This is a genomic window from Terracoccus luteus (genome assembly GCF_003635045.1).
GTDB classification, from domain to species: domain Bacteria; phylum Actinomycetota; class Actinomycetes; order Actinomycetales; family Dermatophilaceae; genus Terracoccus; species Terracoccus luteus.
The window spans coordinates 71,666-93,563 of sequence record NZ_RBXT01000001.1; the positions used below are offsets into that span (position 1 = coordinate 71,666).

Annotated in this window: 23 protein-coding genes and 1 pseudogene; 19 read left to right on the top strand and 5 right to left on the bottom strand. The window is 72.9% G+C overall.

Features of this window, described 5'->3' with window-relative positions:
• Positions 1–69 precede the first annotated feature (69 nt).
• The 8 genes and pseudogenes from DFJ68_RS00355 (at position 70) to DFJ68_RS00390 (ending at position 8,382) form a co-directional block, all read left to right on the top strand.
• Positions 70–705, top strand: a complete 636-nt coding sequence (locus DFJ68_RS00355) for an LURP-one-related family protein (RefSeq protein WP_245963357.1) — start codon at positions 70–72, stop codon at positions 703–705.
• A 51-nt stretch (positions 706–756) separates the two neighbouring features.
• Complete coding sequence (locus DFJ68_RS00360) at positions 757–960, top strand: ribbon-helix-helix protein, CopG family (protein ID WP_121030080.1); 204 nt, start codon at positions 757–759, stop codon at positions 958–960.
• The gene (locus tag DFJ68_RS00365; RefSeq protein WP_121030082.1) at positions 957–1,331 is read left to right on the top strand and encodes a type II toxin-antitoxin system death-on-curing family toxin; all 375 of its coding nucleotides are present in this window, start codon (positions 957–959) and stop codon (positions 1,329–1,331) included. The genes DFJ68_RS00360 and DFJ68_RS00365 overlap by 4 nt, the downstream gene beginning before the upstream one ends.
• A 115-nt stretch (positions 1,332–1,446) precedes the next feature.
• Positions 1,447–1,680 (top strand): annotated as a pseudogene (gene purS, locus DFJ68_RS00370) (phosphoribosylformylglycinamidine synthase subunit PurS); the annotation flags it as partial.
• A gap of 113 nt (positions 1,681–1,793) precedes the next feature.
• On the top strand, positions 1,794–2,489 hold the full coding sequence (gene purQ / locus DFJ68_RS00375; protein WP_121030087.1) for a phosphoribosylformylglycinamidine synthase subunit PurQ: 696 nt from the start codon (positions 1,794–1,796) through the stop codon (positions 2,487–2,489).
• Entirely contained in the window at positions 2,486–4,768 is a 2,283-nt protein-coding gene (purL, locus tag DFJ68_RS00380) for a phosphoribosylformylglycinamidine synthase subunit PurL (protein WP_245963358.1), read from the top strand. Before purQ ends, purL begins: the two co-directional genes overlap by 4 nt.
• A 101-nt stretch (positions 4,769–4,869) precedes the next feature.
• Entirely contained in the window at positions 4,870–6,258 is a 1,389-nt protein-coding gene (locus DFJ68_RS00385) for a magnesium chelatase ATPase subunit I (protein ID WP_121030090.1), read from the top strand.
• Between the two features lie 96 nt (positions 6,259–6,354).
• Positions 6,355–8,382: a vWA domain-containing protein gene (locus tag DFJ68_RS00390; RefSeq protein WP_121030092.1), complete on the top strand. Its 2,028-nt coding sequence runs from the start codon at positions 6,355–6,357 to the stop codon at positions 8,380–8,382.
• A 27-nt stretch (positions 8,383–8,409) separates the two neighbouring features.
• Here the strand turns inward: DFJ68_RS00390 and DFJ68_RS00395 are convergent, their stop codons facing one another.
• Positions 8,410–9,306 carry a spermidine synthase gene (locus DFJ68_RS00395; protein ID WP_338067391.1) on the bottom strand — a complete coding sequence of 299 codons (897 nt, stop codon included), beginning with the start codon at positions 9,304–9,306 and terminating at the stop codon, positions 8,410–8,412.
• Positions 9,303–10,130, bottom strand: coding sequence for a GNAT family N-acetyltransferase (locus DFJ68_RS00400; RefSeq protein ID WP_121030094.1), 828 nt, complete (start codon positions 10,128–10,130; stop codon positions 9,303–9,305). Before DFJ68_RS00400 ends, DFJ68_RS00395 begins: the two co-directional genes overlap by 4 nt.
• A 139-nt stretch (positions 10,131–10,269) precedes the next feature.
• Here DFJ68_RS00400 and DFJ68_RS00405 point away from each other — a divergent pair, with 139 nt between their 5' ends.
• From DFJ68_RS00405 to purM, 9 genes are all read left to right on the top strand, one after another.
• The gene (locus DFJ68_RS00405; RefSeq protein ID WP_121030096.1) at positions 10,270–11,199 is read left to right on the top strand and encodes an LLM class flavin-dependent oxidoreductase; all 930 of its coding nucleotides are present in this window, start codon (positions 10,270–10,272) and stop codon (positions 11,197–11,199) included.
• 9 nt (positions 11,200–11,208) lie between these two features.
• On the top strand, positions 11,209–11,586 hold the full coding sequence (locus DFJ68_RS00410) for a sterol carrier family protein (protein ID WP_121030098.1): 378 nt from the start codon (positions 11,209–11,211) through the stop codon (positions 11,584–11,586).
• The gene (locus DFJ68_RS00415; RefSeq protein ID WP_121030100.1) at positions 11,583–11,807 is read left to right on the top strand and encodes a hypothetical protein; all 225 of its coding nucleotides are present in this window, start codon (positions 11,583–11,585) and stop codon (positions 11,805–11,807) included. The genes DFJ68_RS00410 and DFJ68_RS00415 overlap by 4 nt, the downstream gene beginning before the upstream one ends.
• Positions 11,808–11,981: 174 nt before the next feature.
• Positions 11,982–13,046: a hypothetical protein gene (locus DFJ68_RS00420; RefSeq protein WP_121030102.1), complete on the top strand. Its 1,065-nt coding sequence runs from the start codon at positions 11,982–11,984 to the stop codon at positions 13,044–13,046.
• Between the two features lie 43 nt (positions 13,047–13,089).
• Complete coding sequence (locus tag DFJ68_RS18180) at positions 13,090–13,230, top strand: hypothetical protein (RefSeq protein ID WP_170165675.1); 141 nt, start codon at positions 13,090–13,092, stop codon at positions 13,228–13,230.
• On the top strand, positions 13,230–13,958 hold the full coding sequence (gene thpR / locus DFJ68_RS18595; protein WP_245963359.1) for an RNA 2',3'-cyclic phosphodiesterase: 729 nt from the start codon (positions 13,230–13,232) through the stop codon (positions 13,956–13,958). The genes DFJ68_RS18180 and thpR overlap by 1 nt, the downstream gene beginning before the upstream one ends.
• A gap of 101 nt (positions 13,959–14,059) precedes the next feature.
• Positions 14,060–15,622: an amidophosphoribosyltransferase gene (purF, locus tag DFJ68_RS00435; RefSeq protein ID WP_121034933.1), complete on the top strand. Its 1,563-nt coding sequence runs from the start codon at positions 14,060–14,062 to the stop codon at positions 15,620–15,622.
• Positions 15,623–15,865: 243 nt separating this feature from the next.
• Complete coding sequence (locus DFJ68_RS00440) at positions 15,866–16,789, top strand: hypothetical protein (protein ID WP_121030104.1); 924 nt, start codon at positions 15,866–15,868, stop codon at positions 16,787–16,789.
• A 159-nt stretch (positions 16,790–16,948) separates the two neighbouring features.
• Entirely contained in the window at positions 16,949–18,067 is a 1,119-nt protein-coding gene (gene purM, locus DFJ68_RS00445) for a phosphoribosylformylglycinamidine cyclo-ligase (protein WP_121030106.1), read from the top strand.
• 168 nt (positions 18,068–18,235) lie between these two features.
• On the opposite strand, the gene DFJ68_RS00450 is transcribed toward purM, so the two are convergent.
• Entirely contained in the window at positions 18,236–18,445 is a 210-nt protein-coding gene (locus tag DFJ68_RS00450) for a DUF3073 domain-containing protein (protein WP_121034934.1), read from the bottom strand.
• A 382-nt stretch (positions 18,446–18,827) separates the two neighbouring features.
• Between DFJ68_RS00450 and DFJ68_RS00455 the strand changes: the two genes are divergently transcribed.
• Positions 18,828–19,016: a BldC family transcriptional regulator gene (locus tag DFJ68_RS00455; protein WP_121030108.1), complete on the top strand. Its 189-nt coding sequence runs from the start codon at positions 18,828–18,830 to the stop codon at positions 19,014–19,016.
• Between the two features lie 282 nt (positions 19,017–19,298).
• Positions 19,299–19,889 (top strand): Dps family protein, encoded by a 591-nt coding sequence (locus DFJ68_RS00460; RefSeq protein ID WP_121030110.1) that lies wholly within the window; start codon positions 19,299–19,301, stop codon positions 19,887–19,889.
• Positions 19,890–20,016: 127 nt separating this feature from the next.
• Here DFJ68_RS00460 and DFJ68_RS00465 read toward each other — a convergent pair whose 3' ends face one another.
• Both DFJ68_RS00465 and DFJ68_RS00470 read right to left on the bottom strand, forming a co-directional pair.
• Positions 20,017–20,991, bottom strand: coding sequence for an N-acetylmuramic acid 6-phosphate etherase (locus tag DFJ68_RS00465; RefSeq protein WP_245963360.1), 975 nt, complete (start codon positions 20,989–20,991; stop codon positions 20,017–20,019).
• A complete protein-coding gene (locus DFJ68_RS00470) occupies positions 20,984–21,880 on the bottom strand; it encodes a MurR/RpiR family transcriptional regulator (protein ID WP_121030112.1) in 897 nt (298 codons plus the stop codon). Before DFJ68_RS00470 ends, DFJ68_RS00465 begins: the two co-directional genes overlap by 8 nt.
• Positions 21,881–21,898 lie beyond the last annotated feature (18 nt).

Here is a 21,898-nt window from a genome sequence, read left to right on the forward strand (position 1 = left end):
CCCCCGGCATCCGGGCGACACCGCGTGACGACGCACGGACACCGACCCCGCCTGTGGCACGCTGACGCCATGACTGAGCCAGGGATGACCCAGCCGAACGCGTTCCACGACCTCGACCGCTTCGTCGTGCGGCAGAAGCTGACGATGATGGTCAACCGCTACGAGATCCTGCGGGCCGACGAGAGCTTCAACCCGGGCGAGCTGCTCGCCTTCGCGGAGCAGAAGCGGATGGCGCTCAAGGAGCAGGTCACCTTCTTCACCGACGCCGCCAAGCAGAACCCGCTCTTCGGCTTCAAGGCCCGCAAGCGCATCGACCTCGGCTCCGGCTACGACGTCACGGACGCCGCGGGCGCGCCGGTCGGCTGGTTCAAGAAGGAGTTCGGCGCCTCGCTGCTCAACTCGACGTGGCGCCTCGCCGAGGCGCAGGGCGGGCCCGAGTTCGTCGGCAAGGAGCGCAACCAGAAGGTCGCGATCGCCCGCCGCGTATGGGACATGGTGCCGATCGTCGGCGAGATCCCGGTGCCGTTCCTCTTCCACTTCGACTTCGTCGGACCCGACGGCGCCGTCGTGCTCAGCTCGACGAAGAAGGCCGGCATCAAGGACGTCTACCGCGTCGAGACCCCCGCGGCGTCGAACGGGTGGCGCCTCGACTGGCGCCTCGCCGCCTCGATGGCCGTCGCGCTCGACGCCCTCCAGTCGCGCTGACGAACGCTGCGCCCCTGGTCCGCGTGGTATCAGAGTGATACCATTTGGGTTATGGCTTTCACCCTACGCACCGACAGTGAGCTGGAGAAGGCCCTCGACGCCCTCGTGGCGTCCGAGGGCGGGTCGCGGCAGGAGGTGATCCGGCGCGCGGTCCTCGACCGCTTCGACCGGTCCAACCGGACCTCCCGTATCGACGATGTGCTGAGTGAGCAGCTGCCTCGCTACAGGGAAGCCCTCGACCGACTCGGGCAATGACGTTCCTCACGACCGAGGAGCTGCTGTACATCGCGCAGCGCGTCCTCGGTCAAGTACAGGTACGGGACGTGGGGTTGCTGGAAGCAGCGGCCGCGCGCGCCGACGCCTCCGTCTTCGGGGCGGACGCCTACCCGACCATCCACCACAAGGTGGCCGCCCTCATGCAGTCGATCGCTCGCAACCACGCGCTCGTGGACGGCAACAAGCGACTCACCCTCGCGGCCGCCATCGCTGTCTACGGGCTCGACGGGTGGGTCTTCACCCTGAACAACGACGAGGCATACGACCTCGTCATCGACATCGCCACGGCTCGGCTCGAGCAGGTGGACGACATCGCGGCACGGCTCGAGGCCGCTGTCACTCGGCGCTGACGGGCGGCCTCGGACGTCGGTGAGGGGCACCCCCTCCGCCCGATAGACTTCCGCCGTCTCGGTCGGCCAACCGCGTCGACCTGCCCTCACCATCGCACCCGGGAGCACTCCACTGATGGGAAGCATCGTCGTCGACGTCATGCTCAAGCCCGAGATCCTCGACCCGCAGGGCCAGGCCGTCGGGGGTGCGCTCCCGAGGCTCGGCATCGAGGGGTTCACCGACGTGCGCCAGGGCAAGCGTTTCGTGCTCACCGTCGACGGCGAGGTCACCCAGGCCCACCTCGACGCCGCGCGCGAGGCCGCCGCCGTGCTGCTCAGCAACCCCGTCATCGAGGACGTCGTCTCCGTGCACGCACAGAGCGAGACGCCGGATGCCGGGGACGCCGCCGTCGGCGGGTCGGATGCCGTCGTGGCGGGCGCCGCGGGTGACGCGAGCACCGCGGGCGCCGAGGGCGACGCGCGGTGAAGGTCGGGGTCGTCACCTTCCCCGGCTCCCTCGACGACCGTGACGCGGCGCGCGCCGTGCGCGAGTGCGGCGGGGAGGCGATCGCGCTGTGGCACGGCGACGCCGACCTCAAGGGCGTCGACGCGGTCATCCTGCCCGGCGGCTTCTCGTACGGCGACTACCTGCGCTGCGGCGCCATCGCCCGCTTCGCCCCGGTCATGGACGCGCTCGTCCCCGCGGCCCGCGGCGGCCTGCCGGTGCTCGGCATCTGCAACGGCTTCCAGGTGCTCACCGAGAGCCACCTGCTGCCGGGCGCACTGATCCGCAACGACCACCGCAAGTTCAACTGCGTCGACCAGAAGCTCGTCGTCGAGAACGCCTCCACCGCCTGGACGTCCGACTACGAGGCCGGCCAGGAGATCACCATCGTGCTGAAGAACGGCGAGGGCGGGTTCGTCGCCGACGAGACCACGCTCGACCGGCTCGAGGGCGAGGGCCAGGTCGTCGTGCGGTACGTGTCCGACGACACCGGCCGCAACCCCAACGGCAGCTACCGCGACATCGCCGGCATCTGCAACGAGCGCGGCAACATCGTCGGGCTCATGCCCCACCCCGAGCACGCGGTCGAGGCGCTGTACGGGCCCAGCCTCGACGGCCGGGGCTTCTTCACCTCCGTCATCGCCCGCACCCTCGAGAGCGCGGTGAACGCATGACCGTCATGACCGACCCCACCGTCGACACCGTCGAGAACGCGGCGGCCACGCCCGACCTCGAGCAGCCGTGGGCCGAGCTCGGCCTCAAGGGCGACGAGTACGCGAACATCCGCGAGATCATCGGCCGCCGCCCGACCATCGCCGAGCTCGCCATGTACTCGGTCATGTGGAGCGAGCACTGCTCGTACAAGTCGAGCAAGATCCACTTCAAGCTCTGGGGCGAGAACACCACCGACGAGATGCGCGAGAAGCTGCTCGTCGGCATCGGCGAGAACGCCGGCGTCGTCGACATCGGCGACGGCTGGGCGGTGACTTTCAAGGTCGAGTCGCACAACCACCCGAGCTACGTCGAGCCCTACCAGGGCGCCGCCACCGGCGTCGGTGGCATCATCCGCGACATCATGTCGATGGGCGCCCGCCCGATCGCCGTCATGGACCCGCTCCGCTTCGGCAACCTGCATCACCCCGACACCCAGCGCGTGCTGCCCGGCGTCGTCGCGGGTGTCGGTGGCTACGGCAACTGCATCGGCCTGCCCAATATCGGCGGCGAGGTCGTCTTCGACGACTGCTACCAGGGCAACCCGCTCGTCAACGCCCTCTGCGTCGGGGCCATGCGCATCGAGGACATCCACCTCGCCAAGGCGTCCGGCGCCGGCAACAAGGTCATCCTCTTCGGCGCCCGCACCGGCGGCGACGGCATCGGCGGGGTCTCGGTGCTCGCCTCCGAGACGTTCGAGGCCGGCGGCCCGGCCAAGCGCCCGGCCGTGCAGGTCGGCGACCCGTTCGCCGAGAAGGTGCTCATCGAGTGCTGCCTCGACCTCTACGCGGCGCACGTCGTCGACGGCATCCAGGACCTCGGCGGTGCCGGGTTGTCGTGTGCCACCAGCGAACTGGCCTCGAACGGTGACGGTGGCATGAAGGTCGAGCTCGACCTCGTGCCGCTGCGCGACGCCAGCCTGCAGCCGCACGAGATCCTCATGTCCGAGTCGCAGGAACGCATGATGGCCGTCGTCGAGCCCGGCAAGCTCGCCGAGTTCATGGAGATCACCGACCGCTGGGACGTCGAGGCGACGGTCATCGGCGAGGTCACCGACGGCGACCACCTCGTCATCACCTGGCACGGCGAGACCATCGTCGACGTGCCGCCGCGCTCCGTCGCGCACGAGGGCCCCACGTACGACAGGCCGCTCGCGCGCCCCGACTACCTCGACGCCCTCAACGCCGACGGCCCCGAGTCGCTGGCGCGGCCGACCACTGGCGACGAGATCCGGGCGCAGCTGCTGACGCTGCTCGGCTCGCCGAACCTCTGCAGCAAGGGGTGGGTCACCGACCAGTACGACCGCTACGTGCTCGGCAACACCGCGCTGGCCCAGCCCGACGACGCCGGCGTCGTGCGCGTCGACGAGGAGACCGGCCGCGGCGTCGCCATCGCGACCGACTGCAACAGCCGCTTCGCCAAGCTCGACCCGTACACCGGCGCGCAGCTCGCCCTCGCCGAGGCCTACCGCAACGTCGCCACCTCCGGCGCCGCACCGCTCGCGGTCACCGACTGCCTCAACTTCGGCTCGCCCGAGGACCCGGGCGTCATGTGGCAGTTCCGCGAGGCCATCCGCGGTATCGCCGAGGGCTGCCGCGACCTCGGCATCCCCGTCACCGGTGGCAACGTCAGCTTCTACAACCAGACCGGCGACGTCGCCATCCACCCGACGCCCGTGATCGGCGTGCTCGGTGTGCTCGAGGACGTCTCGAAGCGCACGGGCAGCGGCTTCCGAGAGTCCGGCTCCGCCGTCTACCTCCTCGGTGAGACGCGCGACGAGCTCGGCGGCTCGGAGTGGGCGCACGTCGTGCACAAGCACCTCGGCGGCCTGCCCCCGCGCGTCGACCTCATGGCCGAGCAGGCGCTCGCCAAGGCCCTCGCCACCGCGGTGGATGCCGGTGTGCTCGAGTCGGCGCACGACCTGTCCGACGGGGGCCTGGCCATCGCGCTCGCCGAGGCGAGCCTGCGTCACGGCGTCGGCGTCACCGTCGACGGCCTCGACCGGGTCGGCGAGGGCCTCGACGCCTTCACCGCGCTCTTCTCCGAGTCGACCGCCCGCGTGCTCGTCTCGGTCGCCGCGGACCGCGCGGCCGAGTTCGAGACCGCGGTGACCGGCATCCCGGCGGTGCGCATCGGCACCACCGGTGGGCGCAACGTCGAGGTGGCGGGCCAGTTCACCGTCTCGCTCGCCGAGCTGCGCGTCGCGCACGAGTTCACGCTGCCCGCCGTCTTCGGCGGCTGACCCGGCCGAGCGCCGACACACCCGCACCTACACCGGCCCCACCCGCACCCGTGCGGGTGGGGCCCCTGTACGGACCCCGGGACGCGACGTAGCGTGAAGGGGTGACTGATGCTCCGATGACGACAACGGTCGGAGCGCTCCGCGCGTCCGGCCACGTCCAGAAGCCCCTCAAGCAGGAGCTCCGCGACAACCTCCTCGCCGCCCTCCGCGAGGGCCGCGACCCCTGGCCCGGCCTGCACGGCCTGACCGACACCGTGATCCCCCAGCTCGAACGGGCCGTCATCGCCGGCCACGACGTCGTGCTGCTCGGCGAGCGCGGGCAGGGCAAGACCCGCCTGCTGCGCACCCTCGTCGGCCTGCTCGACGAGTGGACGCCCGTCATCGACGGCAGCGAGCTCGGCGAGCACCCCTACGACCCGATCACCCCCGCCTCCCGTCGCCGGGCGGCCGAGCTCGGTGACGACCTGCCGGTCGCGTGGCGCCACCGCGACGAGCGCTACGCCGAGAAGCTGGCCACGCCCGACACGAGCGTGGCCGACCTCGTGGGTGACGTCGACCCGATGAAGGTCGCCGCCGGCCGTTCGCTCGGTGACCCGGAGACCATCCACTTCGGGCTCATCCCGCGCTCGCACCGCGGCATCGTCGCGATCAACGAGCTGCCCGACCTCGCCGAGCGCATCCAGGTCGCGATGCTCAACGTCATGGAGGAGCGCGACATCCAGATCCGCGGCTACGTGCTGCGGCTGCCGCTCGACGTGCTCGTCGTCGCGAGTGCCAACCCCGAGGACTACACCAACCGCGGCCGCATCATCACGCCGCTCAAGGACCGCTTCGGCGCCGAGATCCGCACGCACTACCCGGTCGCGCTCGACGACGAGGTCGCCGTCATCCGGCAGGAGGCCGCCCTCACGGCCGAGGTGCCCGAGTCGCTCGTCGAGGTCATCGCCCGCTTCACGCGCAACCTGCGTGAGAGCAACGCCGTCGACCAGCGCTCGGGCGTCAGCGCCCGCTTCTCCATCGCCGCGGCCGAGACGGTCGCCGCCGCGGCCCTGCACCGTGCGACGACGCAGGGCGAGTCGGATGCCGTGGCGCGGGTCGTCGACCTCGAGACCGTCATCGACGTGCTCGGCGGCAAGGTCGAGTTCGAGACGGGCGAGGAGGGCCGGGAGAAGGAGACGCTCACCCACCTGCTGCGCATGGCGACCGCCGAGACGGTGCGCTCGCGCTTCCGCGGCATCGACTTCGCCCTGCTCGTTTCGGCCATCGAGAACGGCGCCATGGTCTCGACCGGCGCCCAGATCGGAGCCATCGACTTCCTCAGCGGGCTGCCGGTGCTCGGTGAGTCCGAGCTGTACGACGAGGTCTGCGACCGCCTGGAGGCGAAGAACGACGGCGAGCGGGCCAACGCCATCGAGCTCGCCCTCGAGGGCCTGTACCTCGCCCGCAAGGTCAGCAAGGAGAGCGGTGGCGGCGAGACCGTCTACGGCTGAGCGGGCCACTCGGCACGCTGACCGCGCTGCACGGCATCCGGTCGCCCCCGTCACACGACGGGGGCACTGACCGGGGCGAACGACGAAAGTGACGATGTGAGAACGAGATACGGTCGCTACGACGGCGGGCCCGACCCGCTCGCGCCCCCGGTCGACCTCGCCGAGGCGCTCGACGCGATCGGCGCCGACGTCATGTCGGGCACGTCGCCCGACCGGGCGATGCGCGAGTACCTGCGGCGCGGATCCATGGACCAGAACGGCCTCGACGAGCTGGCCCGCCGGGTCGCCGAGAAGCGGCGCGAGCTGCTCGAGCGGCACAACCTCGACGGCACGATGCAGCAGGTCAAGGAGCTGCTCGACCGCGCCGTGCTCGAGGAGCGCAAGCAGCTGGCCCGCGACCTCGACGACGACGCGCGCTTCCAGGAGATGCGCATCGAGAACCTGCCGCCGACGACCGCGGCCGCGGTGAGCGAGCTGTCGGACTACCAGTGGCGCTCGTCGCAGGCCCGGGAGGACTTCGAGGCCATCAAGGACCTGCTCGGCCGCGAGGTGCTCGACCAGCGCTTCGCCGGCATGAAGCAGGCGCTCGAGAACGCCACCGACGCCGACCGCGCTGCCGTCAACGAGATGGTGGGTGACCTCAACGAGATGCTCGAGGCGCACCGTCGCGGCGAGCCGACCGACGAGATGTTCCGCGACTTCATGGACAAGCACGGCGACTTCTTCCCGGAGAAGCCGGAGAACATCGACGAGCTGCTCGACCAGCTCGCCGCCCGCGCGGCCGCCGCCCAACGCATGCGCAACTCGATGACGCAGGAGCAGCGCGACGAGCTCGACGCCCTGGCCGCGCAGGCCTTCGGCTCGCCCGACCTCATGCAGTCGCTGTCGCAGCTCGACGGCAACCTCCAGGCCCTGCGCCCCGGTGAGGACTGGGGCAGCGGCGAGTCGTTCGAAGGGGGAGAAGGCCTCGGGCTCGGTGACGGCACGGGCGTGCTGCAGGACCTCGCCGAGCTCGACCAGCTCGCCGACCAGCTGGCCCAGCAGTACGACGGCGCCCGCATGGACGACATCGACGTCGAGGCCCTCGGCCGCCAGCTCGGTGACGACGCGGCGGTCGACGCCCGCACCCTCGCCGAGCTCGAGAAGGCGCTGCGCCAGAGCGGCTTCCTCAAGCGCAGCAGCGACGGCCAGCTCAAGCTCTCGCCCAAGGCGATGCGCCAGCTCGGCAAGGCCCTGCTGCGCGACGTCGCCGAGCGGCTCAGCACCCGCTCGGGCCAGCGTGACCAGCGCCAGGCCGGGGCCGCCGGCGACTTCAGCGGAGCGACCCGGGAGTGGGTCTTCGGCGACACCCAGCCGTGGGACGTCACGCGCACCGTCACCAACGCCGTGCTCCGCACCGCGGGGGAGGGGGGCGACGCGGCCCGCGGCGTGCGGCTCGACATCCGCGATGTCGAGGTCATCGAGACCGAGGCCCGCACCCAGGCCGCCGTGGCGCTGCTCGCCGATACCTCGTTCTCGATGGCGATGGACGGCCGCTGGGTGCCGATGAAGCGCACGGCGCTGGCGCTGCACCACCTCATCTCGTCGCGCTTCCGCGGCGACGACCTGCAGCTCATCGGCTTCGGACGGCACGCGCAGGTCATGGACATCGAGGAGCTCACCGCCCTCGACGCGCAGTGGGACAAGGGCACCAACCTGCACCACGCCCTGCTGCTCGCCAACCGTCACTTCCGCCGGCACCCGAACGCCCAGCCGGTGCTGCTCATCGTCACCGACGGCGAGCCGACGTCGCACCTCGAGCCCGACGGCGAGACCTACTTCGACTACCCGCCGCACCCGCTGACGATCGCCCACACCATCAAGGAGCTCGACGCGTCGATGCGCCTCGGTGCCAAGACGTCGTTCTTCCGGCTCGGCGACGACCCGGGCCTCGCCCGGTTCATCGACCAGCTCGCGCAGCGGGTCGACGGACGCGTCGTCGCCCCCGAGCTCGACGACCTCGGGGCCGCCGTGGTCGGCAGCTACCTCGGCTCCCGAGGCCCCGGCGATGCTGGTGGCCAAGGTGGCTGGGGCGGCAACACGTACCGAGACTGGTACGGCGGCGGCCGCAGCAGCTGGGTCTGACGACCCCGCCCTCGCGGGCGACGGCCGTCAGCGCACCCGCCAGCCCCCGGCATGCGGGGGTGGTGGGCTGGGCTCGCCCACCTCGGCGAAGTTTCGCGCGCCCGCGAGCAGCCGGGTGAGTGCGACGCCGTCGCGCATGCCGGTGGGCAGGGCCGCGCGCGCCACGTCGCGCCGCAGCCGGTCGAGCGGCAGGGGCTCCGCGCTCGCGACCAGCACGCTGTTGCCGAACCGTCGACCCTTCAGCACCTCGTGCGTGGCGAGGAGGGCGACGTGCGGCAGCGAGACGGACATGGTCGCGACCACCCTTGCCACCCACCGCATCCCGGGCTCGTCGGCGAGGTTCCACAGCGCCGCCCCGCCCGGTCGCAGCACCCGCGCGACCTCCGTGGCGAAGGCCGCGCCGACGAGCTCGGCCGGCACGCGGCCTCCCGCGTAGGCGTCGGTGACGACGACGTCGGCCGACGCGTCGGCGAGGGCGGCGACCCCGGCGCGGCCGTCCTGCGCGCGCACCCGGATGCGGTGCCGCCGCGGCAGCGGCACCTCGGTGCGCACCCGCTGGGTGAGGCCGGCATCCGGCTCGAGCACGATCTGCGGCGAGCCCGGGCGCACGGCCTCGACCCACCGCGGCAGCGTGAGACCGGCGCCGCCGACGTGGGTCACGGCAAGGGGCGCGGGGGCCTCGGGTGACAGTGCGTCGACGACGAGCGCGAGGTGCTGCACGTACTCGAAGACGAGCAGGGTCGGCTCGTCGGGCTGCACGTACGACTGCGGCGAGCCGTCCATGACGACGGTGACGCCGCCGTGCTCGTCACGCTCGAACCGGATGCGGTCCGGGTCGCCCGGTGTGTCGGCACCCGTTGCGGCGGTGTCGTTCGCCCCGGTGCTCGCTGTGCCTCTGGGCCCCTGCCGGCGGCGGGCGCTCACGCGGAGCGGCCGGCCGAAGCGCGGTCTGCGTGAGCCGGCGGGGCGATGTCGAGGGCGAGCTCGCGCTCCTCGCCGTAGCGGGTGAAACCGGCCCGGCGCAGGATCGGGGAGGACGTCTCGACGACCCCGTGGGTCAGGCCGAGGGTGGCGCCGAGGGCGGCGGTGATGCTCAGCCGCTCGGCCAGCACCGCCCGGTAGGCGCCGCGACCGCGGAGGTCGCTGTGCGTGCCGCCGCCCCACAAGCGGCACACCGGCCCGGCGAGGGTGTAGCCGCCCACCCCGGCCGGGCGACCGTCGACGTAGGCGACGACGCGGCCGGAGGGCTGCGCCCCCTCGGGCTGCTCGAGCGAGGCCAGGCCCGCGTCGATCTGCTCACGGGTCGGCTTCTCCCCACCGAAGGCGTCGTTGCTCACGGTGAAGGCGTCGAGGAGGGTCGGCTCGTCGACCACCCGTCGCACCTCGACGTCGGCGGGCACGGCGAGGTCGGGCACTCCGCCGTCGAGGGGGAGGGCGAGCACGTCGGCCCGCTCGGTGACGCGGGCGCCGCGCCGCAGCAGCTCGGTCTCGAGGCCGGTGGGGCGGGTCGTGTCGGACAGGGTCCACCAGATGTGCTGCCGGCCCCAGTCGGCCGCCTGGGCGTGGACCTCGTCGACGAGCTCGGCCGGGTCGCGGTCACTGGCGAACACCCGGGCCTGGGTCGGGGTGATGAAGTACGTGGGGAGGGCGGCGACGAGGTACTCCTCGGTCCACACCCGGGGCGCACCATCGGGCACCCACGCCCACTCGTTCGAAGCGGCCAGCACGGCGTCGGCGTCCCACGTCATGGCGGCAGTCTCTCGCACCCGTCGGCGCGCGTGACGGGGCGCATGACGGGGCGCGATCACCTGGCGTATCGACCGGCATCCGGCGTCGTCGCCCGGTGGAGGTCGGGGCGGCGTCGGCGGTGGGGGCTACGGTCGGGGCATGCGCTTCGGCCTGACGATCCTGCCCGAGCACCCGTGGCCGACCGCCGTCTCGCTGTGGCGCGAGGCCGAGGCGATGGGCTTCGACCACGGCTGGACCTTCGACCACGTCACATGGGGCGGACTGCCCGACTCGCCGTGGTTCGCCGCCCTGCCGACGCTGGCCGCCGTCGCCGCGACGACCGAGCGCCTCACCCTCGGCACCTTCGTCACCTCGCCGAACAACCACCACCCCGTGCAGCTCATGCGCGAGGTGCTCGCCCTGCACGACATCTCCGGTGGCCGTTTCCTGCTCGGCCTCGGCACCGGCGGCGACCTCGACTCGCGCGCCATGGGCGACGACCTCACCCTGCGTAACCGCGTCGACCGCTTCCACGAGTTCACCGACCTGCTCGACTGGCTGCTGTCGGGCGACCACGTCGACGCCGACGGCGAGTACTACCGCGCCCGCGACGTGCGCACCCTCCCCGGCCCGGTGCGCGGCGCCGACCCCGTGGGAGTGCCCTTCCTCGTCGCGGCCAACGGCCCGAGGTCGATCCGGCTCGCCGCCACCCGCGGCGACGGCTGGCTCACCTACGGCGGCCCCGCCGACACCGACGAGCAGTGGTGGTCGCTCGTCGAGCAGGCGGCCGGCCGCGTCACCGACGCCCTCGCGGCCGCCGGTCGCACCGGCGACTTCCCCCGCTACCTCAACATCGACGCCGGGCCCACCTTCACCCTCACGAGCGCCGACGCCTTCGAGGATGCCGTGGGGCGGGCCGCCGACCTCGGCTTCACCGACGTCATCACCCACTGGCCGCGCGCCGAGGGACCGTTCGCCGGGCGTCGCGAGCTGCTCGAGCACGTCGCGTCCGAGGTCCTGCCGCGCTGGCGGTCCACCCCGGGCGCGGGCGCCTGGGCCACGAGCCCGGATGCCGGGTCGGCTCGCTAGCCTGACCGGATGCCTCCCCGCCGCCGCACCTCCGTCGCCGACGGTCGACGTGCCCTCGATTCGGTCGCCGCCGCCGGCTTCACCGGTGACCGCGCGACCGTCGGCACCGCGGTGCGCTACACCCTCGACGAGCTCGCCACCCGGCATCCTGGCCGCACCGTCGAGGTCCGCGTGCCGCCCTACGGCGCCGTGCAGTGCATCGAGGGGCCGGTGCACACCCGCGGCACCCCGCCCAACGTCATCGAGACCGACGCGGCGACGTGGCTGCGGCTCGCGACCGGTGACCTGACGTGGGAGCAGGCGCTCGAGACCGGGGTGCGCGCGAGCGGCCAGCGGGCCCACCTCGACGGACTCCTCCCGCTGCTCTCGCCTACAGTGGAGACGTGAGCCCCGACCAGCCCCGCATCCCCAACTTCAAGCGTCTGCTCGTGTCGGGGGCGATGATCGGCCTGGTCGTCGGCGTCATCGTCGCGGTGTCCGGTGACGACGCGCAGGGGTACTCGCAGAGCAGCGCGATGCTCTACCTCGGCGCCCTCGGGGCCTTCGTCGGCACGGGTCTGGCGGGCCTGCTCGGCATCGCCCTCGACCGCTCCGGTCGCAGCCACTGACCCGGTCCCGACTTGGGCCGGTCTGACCCGGATCGTCCCGCGTCCGCGCTTGCGGCCCCTGCCGGTCGGCGCAAAAGGCACCACCCGGCATCCGGCGTGCCCTAGCCTCGCCCCACGTGCCCGCCGGTGCGGGACACCGCGGTCCCGACCCCGGGCTGACACCAAGGGGTCCCGATGTCACGACGCACCACCGCCCAGCCCACCACCCGCCCGGCGGCTCGTCGACGGCTGCGTGCCCTCGTCGGCGCCGGCCTCGGCGCCGCTCTCGTGGCGACGCTCGCCTCGGGCCTGGCGGCCGGCGGCGCCTCGGCGGCAGGGCCGACCCACGACCAGCTCATGGCCCCGTACCTCAACGGCCCGACCCACCCGCGCACCACCGGCATCGACATCGCCCGCGACAAGGTGCTCGTCGTCGCGCAGGGCCGCAACCTCGACACCTTCAAGCGGACGCCGATCGAGGAGGCGACCTTCGCCGACAAGTCGACGATGCTCGCCAACCGCAACGTCCCCCTCACCGGCATCACCGTCTACAACTGGACCGCCGACACCACCTCGCCGATCGTCTCCGGCAACCGGTACGCGACCTGGCCGCAGCTGCAGGGTGTCGTCGTCCGCGGCGGCGCCGTCGCGTCCGAGGGCCTGAACCACGACCGCCTCGACAGCATGACCCCCGAGGAGCGCTGGCAGGACACCTGCGGCGTGCTGCCCTCGTACCGCGCCCGCGGCCTCGACGCGTCGAGCATGTACGCCTACTCGGGCGGGCCGTACCAGGCCGTGCACCAGAAGCAGCTCGTCAAGAGCTGCTACGCCTTCGGTCGGCAGTACTCGACCAAGCGCAACGTCATGAATTCCCTCGCCGACCCGTGGGTGCTCGGCGTGCGCTCGCTGAACGGCGGGTGCGCCACCGCGAGCTCGACGTGCTTCGGCGTGAGCGGCACCCGTGGCTACGACACGCTCGAGAACCTGCGCGCCACCGTGACGCCCAAGGCGGGTGAGGTCGCGGTGCTGCAGGTCTACCACCTGCTCGTCGGCCGCGGCCCGAGCTGGGACTGCACCTCGACCCCGCACCAGACCTCGACGACCGAGACCTACTGCCTCAGCGACGTCATGGCCTTCCTCGACGGGCTGCCTGCCGACGTCAAGGTGGCCACGACCGCCGACCTCGCCGCCGCCGTCGGCCGGGCGCCCGGCCAGCTGCCGGGGATGACGCTGCGCCAGTACCTCAAGTCGCAGTCCTGACGGTCGCGTCGGTCGCGTCCGCGGGAGCGTCTACCCTCGCGGCATGGTGACGTCGAGCAGCACGGATGCCGGTGGGCCGGCTGTGGAGGGCCGCGCGGCGTTCGCGGCCCGTGGCCTCGGTGACGTCGGCGTCCTCGTCGGCCTCGGCGCCCTTGTCGTCTTTGGCGCGGTGGGGCAGGGCTGATGCGTCTCTTCGTCGCGCTCGTCCCGCCCGAGGAGGCCGTGGAGCACCTCGCCGAGCACCTCGAGCCGCGGGTCGCCGCCGGCCCCGACCTGCGCTGGACCGACCCGCACCAGTGGCACGTCACCCTCGCCTTCCTCGGTGAGGTGGCGGAGTGGCGGCTCGACGACCTCGAGTCGGGTCTCGGGGCGGTCGCCAGTCGGTACGCGGCGCCGACCCTGTCCGTCGCCGGGGCCGGCGCGTTCCCGAACCCGTACGCCGCGCGGGTGCTGTGGGCGGGCGTGGAGCCGGCGACGTCGACCGCTCCGACGGCACCGGAGGCACCGGAGGCACCGGCGGCCCCGGCGGCCCCTGGGCGGTCGGGGATGAGCGACGAGTGGCGCGACCGCTTCGAGCGCTTCGACCGGGCCGAGCGCGCCGAGCTCGGCGAGCCGACCGAGCCGGGCAGACCTGCCGACCTCGCGGAGCTCGCCGCGGCCGTGCGCGGGGCGGCCAACGCGGTCGGGGCCACGCCCGACGGCACCCGGTTCCACCCGCACGTCACCCTCGCCCGCTTCGACCAGCCGACCGAGGCCACCCGGTGGATCCGAGCGATCGACCCGTACCGCGGCCCGGCCTGGACGGCGACCGATCTCGAGGTGGTCGCGTCGCACCTCGGCGAGGGCCGCGGTCGGCGACCGCGGTACGAGAGGGTGGCCCGCCTGCCGATGGGCCGCCCTCCCCGCGGCTGAGGCGACGCCGGCGCCGACAGCGCGTCGGGCACCCGCCGCGCTGACCGGCATCCGACCTCGCCGTGCCCCTCGGGCCGGTGGCCGTGTGTGAGACTGGGGCCGTGGCACGCGGAGACGGGCAGCTGAACCATGACCTCATACCGGGCGAGAAGGGTCCGCAGGACGCCTGCGGCGTCTTCGGCGTCTGGGCCCCCGGTGAGGAGGTCGCCAAGCTCACCTACTTCGGGCTGTACGCGCTGCAGCACCGCGGGCAGGAGTCGGCCGGCATCGCGACCGGCGACGGCGAGAAGATCCTCGTCTACAAGGACATGGGGCTCGTCTCGCAGGTCTTCGACGAGACCGCGCTGAGCTCGCTGCGGGGGCACCTCGCCATCGGGCACACGCGCTACTCGACCACCGGCGGCTCGACGTGGGAGAACGCGCAGCCGACCCTCGGCGGCACGCAGCACGGCACGCTTGCCCTCGCCCACAACGGCAACCTCGTCAACACCGGCGAGCTGCGGACCCTCGTCGACGACCACTTCGGCGACAACCGCGTCACCGGCGAGCTGGCCCGTGGCAACACCTCGGACACCGCGCTCGTGACGACGCTGCTGTCGGCCGACCCCGACAAGACGCCCGAGCAGGCCGCCCTCGAGCTGCTGCCGAAGCTGCGCGGCGCCTTCTCCTTCGTCTTCATGGACGAGCACACCCTCTACGCCGCCCGCGACCCGTGGGGCGTGCGTCCGCTCGCCCTCGGCCGGCTCGAGCGCGGCTGGGTCGTCGCGTCCGAGACCGCCGCGCTGCAGACCATCGGCGCCGCCGTCATCCGCGAGATCGAGCCCGGCGAGCTCATCGCCATCGACGAGAACGGCCTGCGCTCGCACAAGTTCGCCGAGCCCCAGCCCAAGGGGTGCGTCTTCGAGTACGTCTACCTCGCGAGGCCGGATGCCGTCATCCGTGGCCGTGTCGTGCACGAGGCCCGGGTCGAGATGGGCCGGGTGCTGGCGCGCGAGCACGCCGTCGACGCCGACCTCGTCATCGGGGTGCCGGAGTCGGGCGTGCCGGCCGCCGTCGGGTACTCGCAGGAGTCGGGCATCCCGTTCGGGCAGGGCTTCGTCAAGAACGCCTACGTCGGGCGCACCTTCATCCAGCCGTCGCAGACGCTGCGCCAGCTCGGCATCCGGCTCAAGCTCAACCCGCTCGAGCACACGATCCGGGGCAAGCGGCTCGTCGTGGTCGACGACTCGATCGTGCGCGGCAACACCCAGCGGGCACAGATCCGCATGCTGCGCGAGGCCGGTGCGGCCGAGGTGCACGTGCGCATCAGCAGCCCGCCCGTGCAGTGGCCGTGCTTCTACGGCATCGACTTCGCGACCCGCGCCGAGCTCGTGGCCACGGGCCTGGGCGTCGAGGAGATCCGCGCCTCCATCGGCGCCGACTCGCTCGGCTACATCTCGGAGGAGGGCATGATCGGCGCCACCGACCAGCCCGCCGACCAGCTGTGCTCGGCCTGCTTCACCGGCCGCTACCCGATCGACCTCCCCGAGGACGGCCGCATCGGCAAGCACCTGCTCGAGACGCTCCCCCTGACGGTGCGCACGGGCCACGACCGCTCGGTCGACGTCGACGGGGTGACCGTCGGGGTCGGCACCGGCGGCGCCAACGCCCTCCAGCACCCCTGACGTCACCGCCCCAGCCCGGTTCGAGGTAATCCGTCGCGCTCCACCGCGACCCCTTACCTCGACCGGATGCCGGCCGGCGCGGTTCGAGGTAATCGGTCGCGCCCAGCCGCGAACTCCTACCTCGACCGGGCGCGGCGACAACGCCGTTCACACCCCTGCCGGCGTTGCCGCGTCGAGTCGTCGCCGTCCACAGCCGGAGCCTGACGGGCGGCGGCCCCGACCCGAGGTCACGACGCTAACCGGATGACCGGCAAGGAGCGACGGGTGCGGGCGGAGGCGGTGGCGGCCGAGCAGGGCGGCGTGCTCTCGCGGCGACAGCTCCGCACGTTGGGCATCACTCACGACCACGTGCGTCACGAGGTGACGGCGCAGCGCTGGACGACGCTGGGCCGACAAGCGGTGGCAGTGCACCGAGGTCCGCTGCCCGTCAACGCCCGGGCGTGGGCGGCAGTGTGGGAGGTGGGGGAGCGTGTGGCCACCCTCGACGGTGTCACGGCGCTCGCCGCCGGTGGCCTGACCGGCTTCGACGAGTCGCGGCTGCACCTCTCGGTGCGTCACACCCACACGATCGCGCCGGTACCGGGTGTGACGGTGCACAAGCTCATCCGCCGCGTCGACGGGGAGGTGCTGCCGACCGGCATCCCCCGGGTGCGACCTGCAGTGGCGACGGTGAGAGCCGCTGGCTGGGCGGTCACCGACCGGCAAGCCGCGCTGCTGCTGCTCATGCCGGTGCAGCAGGGACTCGTCACGCCCGCCTCGCTGCGGGAGGCGGCCACCACCTGCCTCGGTCGTCGGCGGCGTCGGTTTATCACGACCGTCATCGCGGACATGGCCGACGGGGTTCGCGCCCTGGGAGAGCTCGACTTCGCGCGGCTGTGTCGGGTGCGAGGGCTGCCGGAGCCGACGAGACAGTCCCTGCGCGAAGGTCCCCGAGGTCGCCTGTACCTCGACGTCCACTGGCAGGGTGCCCGGCTGGTCGTGGAGATCGACGGGGTGCAGCATCGGCAGGGCATCGCCGTCAGCCTCGACAACCTTGGTCGCAACAGCGTCGCCCTGGCCCACGACACCGTGCTGCGCATCGACCTGGTCGGCCTGCGACTGTTCGAGGACGAGTTCATGGAGCAGGTGGCGGCCGGCTTGGGCGTCCGCGCCGCCCGGTCGAGGTAAGAGGTCGTGGTGGGGCGCGGTCGATTACCTCGACCGGTTAGAGGCGCCGCCCGGTCGAGGTAGGAGGTCGTGGTGGGGCGCGGTCGATTACCTCGACCGGGGGCGCCAGCGGGCGGGAGGGAGTCCGGGGCGGGGGCGGCCGCCGGTAGGGTCGGGGTCGTGAGCGAGCACCCCATCACGTACGCCGGGTCCGGAGTCGACGTCGAGGCGGGTGACCGGGCCGTCGAGCTGATGAAGGCGTCGGTGCGTCGCGCGACCCGACCCGAGGTGCTCGGTGGGCTCGGGGGCTTCGCCGGCATGTTCGACGCCAGCGCCCTCGCCCGCATGAGCCGGCCGGTGCTCGCGACGAGCACCGACGGCGTCGGCACGAAGGTCGCCATCGCGCAGGCCCTCGACATCCACGACACCATCGGCTTCGACCTCGTCGGCATGGTCGTCGACGACATCGTCGTCTGCGGCGCCGAGCCGCTCTTCATGACCGACTACATCGCGACGGGCAAGGTCGTGCCCGAACGCATCGCAGCCATCGTCGGCGGCATCGCCCGGGCCTGCGAGGAGGCGGGCGTCGCCCTCGTCGGCGGCGAGACGGCGGAGCACCCCGGCCTGCTCGACCCCGACGAGTACGACGTGGCCGGCGCCGCCACCGGGGTCGTCGAGCACGACGCCGTGCTCGGCCCGCAGCGGGTGCAGGACGGCGACGTCGTGCTCGCCCTCGCCAGCAGCGGCCTGCACAGCAACGGCTACAGCCTCGTGCGGCGGGTCGTCGCGAGCGCCGGATGGGCCCTCGACCGCCACGTCGACGACTTCGGCCGCACCCTCGGCGAGGAGCTGCTCGAGCCCACCCGCCTCTACACGCGTCCGCTGCTCGACCTCATCGGCACCGAGGGCGTCGACGTGCACAGCCTCAGCCACGTCACCGGCGGTGGCCTCGCCGCCAACCTCGCGCGCGTGCTGCCCACGGGCATGTTCGCCCGACTCGACCGGTCGACGTGGACCCCGCCCGCCGTCTTCCGCACGGTGCAGGACCTCGGCCGGGTGCCGCAGGCCGACATCGAGCGCACGCTCAACCAGGGCGTCGGGTTCGTCGCCGTCCTCCCCGCGGCCCACGTCGACCGCGCGGCGCAGGTGTGCGAGGCACACGGCATCCGCGCCTGGACGATCGGTGAGGTCACCCTCGAGGAGAGGGCGAGCGTCGCCGACGGCGTCGAGGTCGTGCGCGGCGCCAAGGGCGTCGACGGCGGCGCCGTCCAGGTGGTGGGGGAGCACCCCGCCGCCTGAGCGGTCGCCGGCGTCAGCGAGACGGGACGGTCAGCCCGCCGGGCACCCTCCGGTCACGCGTCACACACCGGGGTGCACGACACGTCGACCGCCCGCCTGCCCCTGGGCAGGAGGGAATGGAGGCCGGAACGACACCGGCGCACCAGGGTGATCGAGACCGGGGCGAGCTCAGCGCTCGCCCGAGACCCACTTCCCGTACTCGTCGTACTCGTCGTCGACCGGGCGCGTCGAGGTGTCGCGCGCAGGCGACGGGCTCGAGGCACCACTCGACGGTCCGTGCAGCTCTCGCTCCAGCGCCGTCAGGTCGGTGTCGGGTGTGTAGTACTTGAGCTGCCGTGCGACCTTGGTCTGCTTGGCTTTGGCTCGGCCGCGCCCCATGGCGTGACCCCCTCGCGCGTCGTGCCGGCGCGGCATCGCTCGTCGAAGTGCCTCAACGGCCCTTCGATGTCCGCGTAGCGGCCCCGGGAATGTGTGTTCTCGTGGGGCTAACGCTACATGAGCCGGGGGCCGGGTGCGCACACGGCGCGACGGCCCTTTTCGTCCCCATCGTCACCCGGCACCCACCGACACGGGATGCCGGAACGCCTCCTCCGTCGCGCCCCGCCGGGCGGCGAACGCCGTCTGACAAGGCGGACAGACCACCTTTTCCCGCGATTTCCCGGCGCGATGCAGGCGAGTTCTTTACTCTTTCATTACTAGGCCCCTACCTGGGGAGCAATCGTGTCGCGATCAAGGCGACAAGGCGGTGGGAAAGTTGACGATGACGCAGGATCGACCTGACACGGAGAAGCTGCTGACGCCTGCAGAGGTGGCAGCACTCTTCCGCGTGGACCCCAAGACGGTCACGCGCTGGGCCAAGGCGGGCAAGCTCACCTCGATCCGGACCCTCGGTGGCCATCGGCGCTACCGCGAGAACGAGGTGCGCGCGCTGCTCGGCGGCGACCAGTAACGAACGGTGCCGACCGGTCACCACACCGGTCGCCACCCCGGGCGGCGACGTCGGCGGTCGTGACGGGCCATGGGGGGCCCGCCCGAGCGACACCAGCCGGCGACGCAGCACACCAGCACGACGAGAGGGGCGCCACGGCGCCCCTCTCGCACGTCCGGGAGAGGGCGGACGTGACCCCGCACCAAACCCCCCGCCAAACCCCGCACGATGGCCCGCCGCAGCACGGATGCCGGCCACCCGGCATCCGTTGGCCGTGACGTGATTGGTGGGTACGACCTCGACATGCCGTACTCCACCAGCACCCCGTTCACCGTCCCCGGTCTCAGCGTGTCCGACGGGCACCAGGTCGGCGAGGCCCTGCAGATGCGACTGCACGCCCTCAACGACATGCAGCTGACCCTCAAGCACGTCCACTGGAACGTCGTCGGCGTCCACTTCATCGGCGTCCACGAGATGCTCGACCCGCAGATCGACGCCGTCCGCGACATGGTCGACGAGACCGCCGAGCGCATGGCCACGATGGGCGTCGCACCCGTCGGCACGCCCGGCGCCCTCGTCAAGGCGCGCTCGTGGGACGACTACAGCCTGCTGCGCGACGACACGACCGCGCACCTCGCGGCCCTCGACCTCGTCTACACCGGGGTCATCGAGGACCACCGTGCCCTCGTCGACGAGACCGAGGACCTCGACCCGGTCACGCAGGACATGCTCATCGCCCAGGTCGCGAAGCTCGAGCAGTTCCAGTGGTTCGTTCGCGCCCACCTGCAGTCGTCGTCGGGCGACCTCGCCGACGCCGGTGCCCACACCGAGCAGGACGCCGCCGACCAGGCCGTCGAGTCGGCCGACGTGACGGCCCGCGACTCCGCCTCCTGACCGGACGGCCGGGACCCCGGCCCCCGTGTCGACAGCGCCGACACTGGCGACAACGACGCCCGCCGAGCGATCGGCGGGCGTCGTCGTGTCTGCAGCCGTCAGGCGCGTCGCGCGGCGGGAGGGTCGCTCAGCGACCTGACGCGGGGGGCAGGCCCGTCAGTGCTGCGGCGACGACCCCGTCGTGGTCCGCGAGGGCCTGCCGGGCGGAGTCCGGACCGACGCCGGCGAGCACCGCGACGATCGCCGTCTTGAGCTCGCCGTCGGCGGCCTCGAGGGCCGTGCGCGCCTCGGCCTCGTCGACGCCGGTCGCCTCGACGAGGATGCGCACGACGCGGCCGCGGAGCTTGGCGTTGGTCGCGACGACGTCGACCATGAGGTTGCCCCAGGTACGCCCGAGCCGCACCATGACCGCCGTCGAGAACCCGTTGAGCACGAGCTTCTGCGCCGTGCCCGCCTTGAGCCGGGTCGAGCCCGTCACCGCCTCGGCGCCCGTGCGCACCGCGAGCAGGTGGTCGGCGAGCGGGGCGAGCGGTGCGTCCGGGTTGGCCGTGACGAGCGCGGTGACGGCCCCCCGCTCACGGGCCCTCGCGAGGGCGGCGCCGACGTAGGGCGTGCGGCCGGATGCCGTCAGCCCCACCGCGACGTCGCCCGGTGCCAGGGCGTCGGCCTCCGCCCGGCCGGCGACCTCGTCGTCCTCGACGTCCTCGACCGCGCGGACGAGCGCCTCGGCCCCGCCCGCGTGGTGGGCGACGAAGAGCCCGGGGGGCACGTCGAACGTCGGGAGCAGCTCGGCCGCGTCGAGGACGGCGAGGCGACCCGAGGTGCCGGCGCCGAAGTAGTGCACGGCCCCGCCGGCGCGCAGCGACGCGACGGCGCGGTCGACGAGCCGCGCCAGCTCGGGCAGCACCTCGGCGACCGCGGGCGCGACGCGGGCGTCCTCGGCGTTGAGGGCCTGCAGCACCTCGAGGGTCGACGCGGTGTCGAGGTGGGTGGTGGCCGGGTTGCGCGCCTCGGTGGGGGCGTCGACGGAGACCCCGGTGCGCTGGTCGGGGCGCTGGTCAGCGAGGTGGTCGCTGAGGTGGTGGGTCAGGTGGTCAGTCACGGACGTCCTCGGTCACGTGGTGGCCGGCCACCGCCTTGCGGGTGGCGGCGACGGCCCGGCGGGCGCGGGCGAGGTGGCGCTGGGCGACCGCGAGGTAGAGGCAGTCGACGACGGTGAGGGCGGCGATGCGGCTCGACGTCGCCCCCGAGCGCAGGCTCGTCTCTCGGGCCGCCGTCGTCAGTACGAGGTCGGCCTCGACGGCGAGCCGCGACAGCGGGAAGTTCGTCACGGCGACCGTCGTCGCCCCGGCGGCCCGCGCCGCGGCGAGGGCCTCGATCGTCTCGGTCGTCGTGCCCGAGTGAGACACCCCGACCGCCACGTCTCCGCCGCGCAGCAGCGTGGCGCTGGTCAGCGCGATGTGCGGGTCGTTCCAGGCGAAGGCGACGACACCGATGCGGTGCAGCTTCTGCTGCAGGTCGGCCCCGACGACGGCGCTCGCCCCGACGCCGTAGACGTCGACGCGACGGGCGCCGGCGATGGCCGTGGCGGTGTCGACGAGGGCCGTCCGGTCGAGCTGGCCCGTCGTCTCCTCGACGGCGCTCGCGTTGGTGAAGGTGACCGTGGCGATGATGTCGTCGATGGTGTCGTCGGCGCTGAGGTCGCTGCCGGCCGGCACCCGCGCGTGCGGCTGGGCGGCCTCGGCGGCGAGGGCGAGCCGCAGCTGCGGGTAGCCCCGCAGCCCGAGCCGTCGGCAGAAGCGCAGCACCGTCGTCTCGGACGTGCGGGCCCGCGCCGCCAGTGAGCTGATCGTCAGCCGGGAGGCGCCGGCGGCGTCGTCGAGCACGACGGCTGCCACGCGCTCCTCCGCGGGTGACAGCGAGGGGCGGATGCCCCGCAGCCGCACGAGGAGCGGTGCGACGGGAGACGTCTCGCGAACGGTCTGCGTCATGGGCCTCACGGTAGGGCC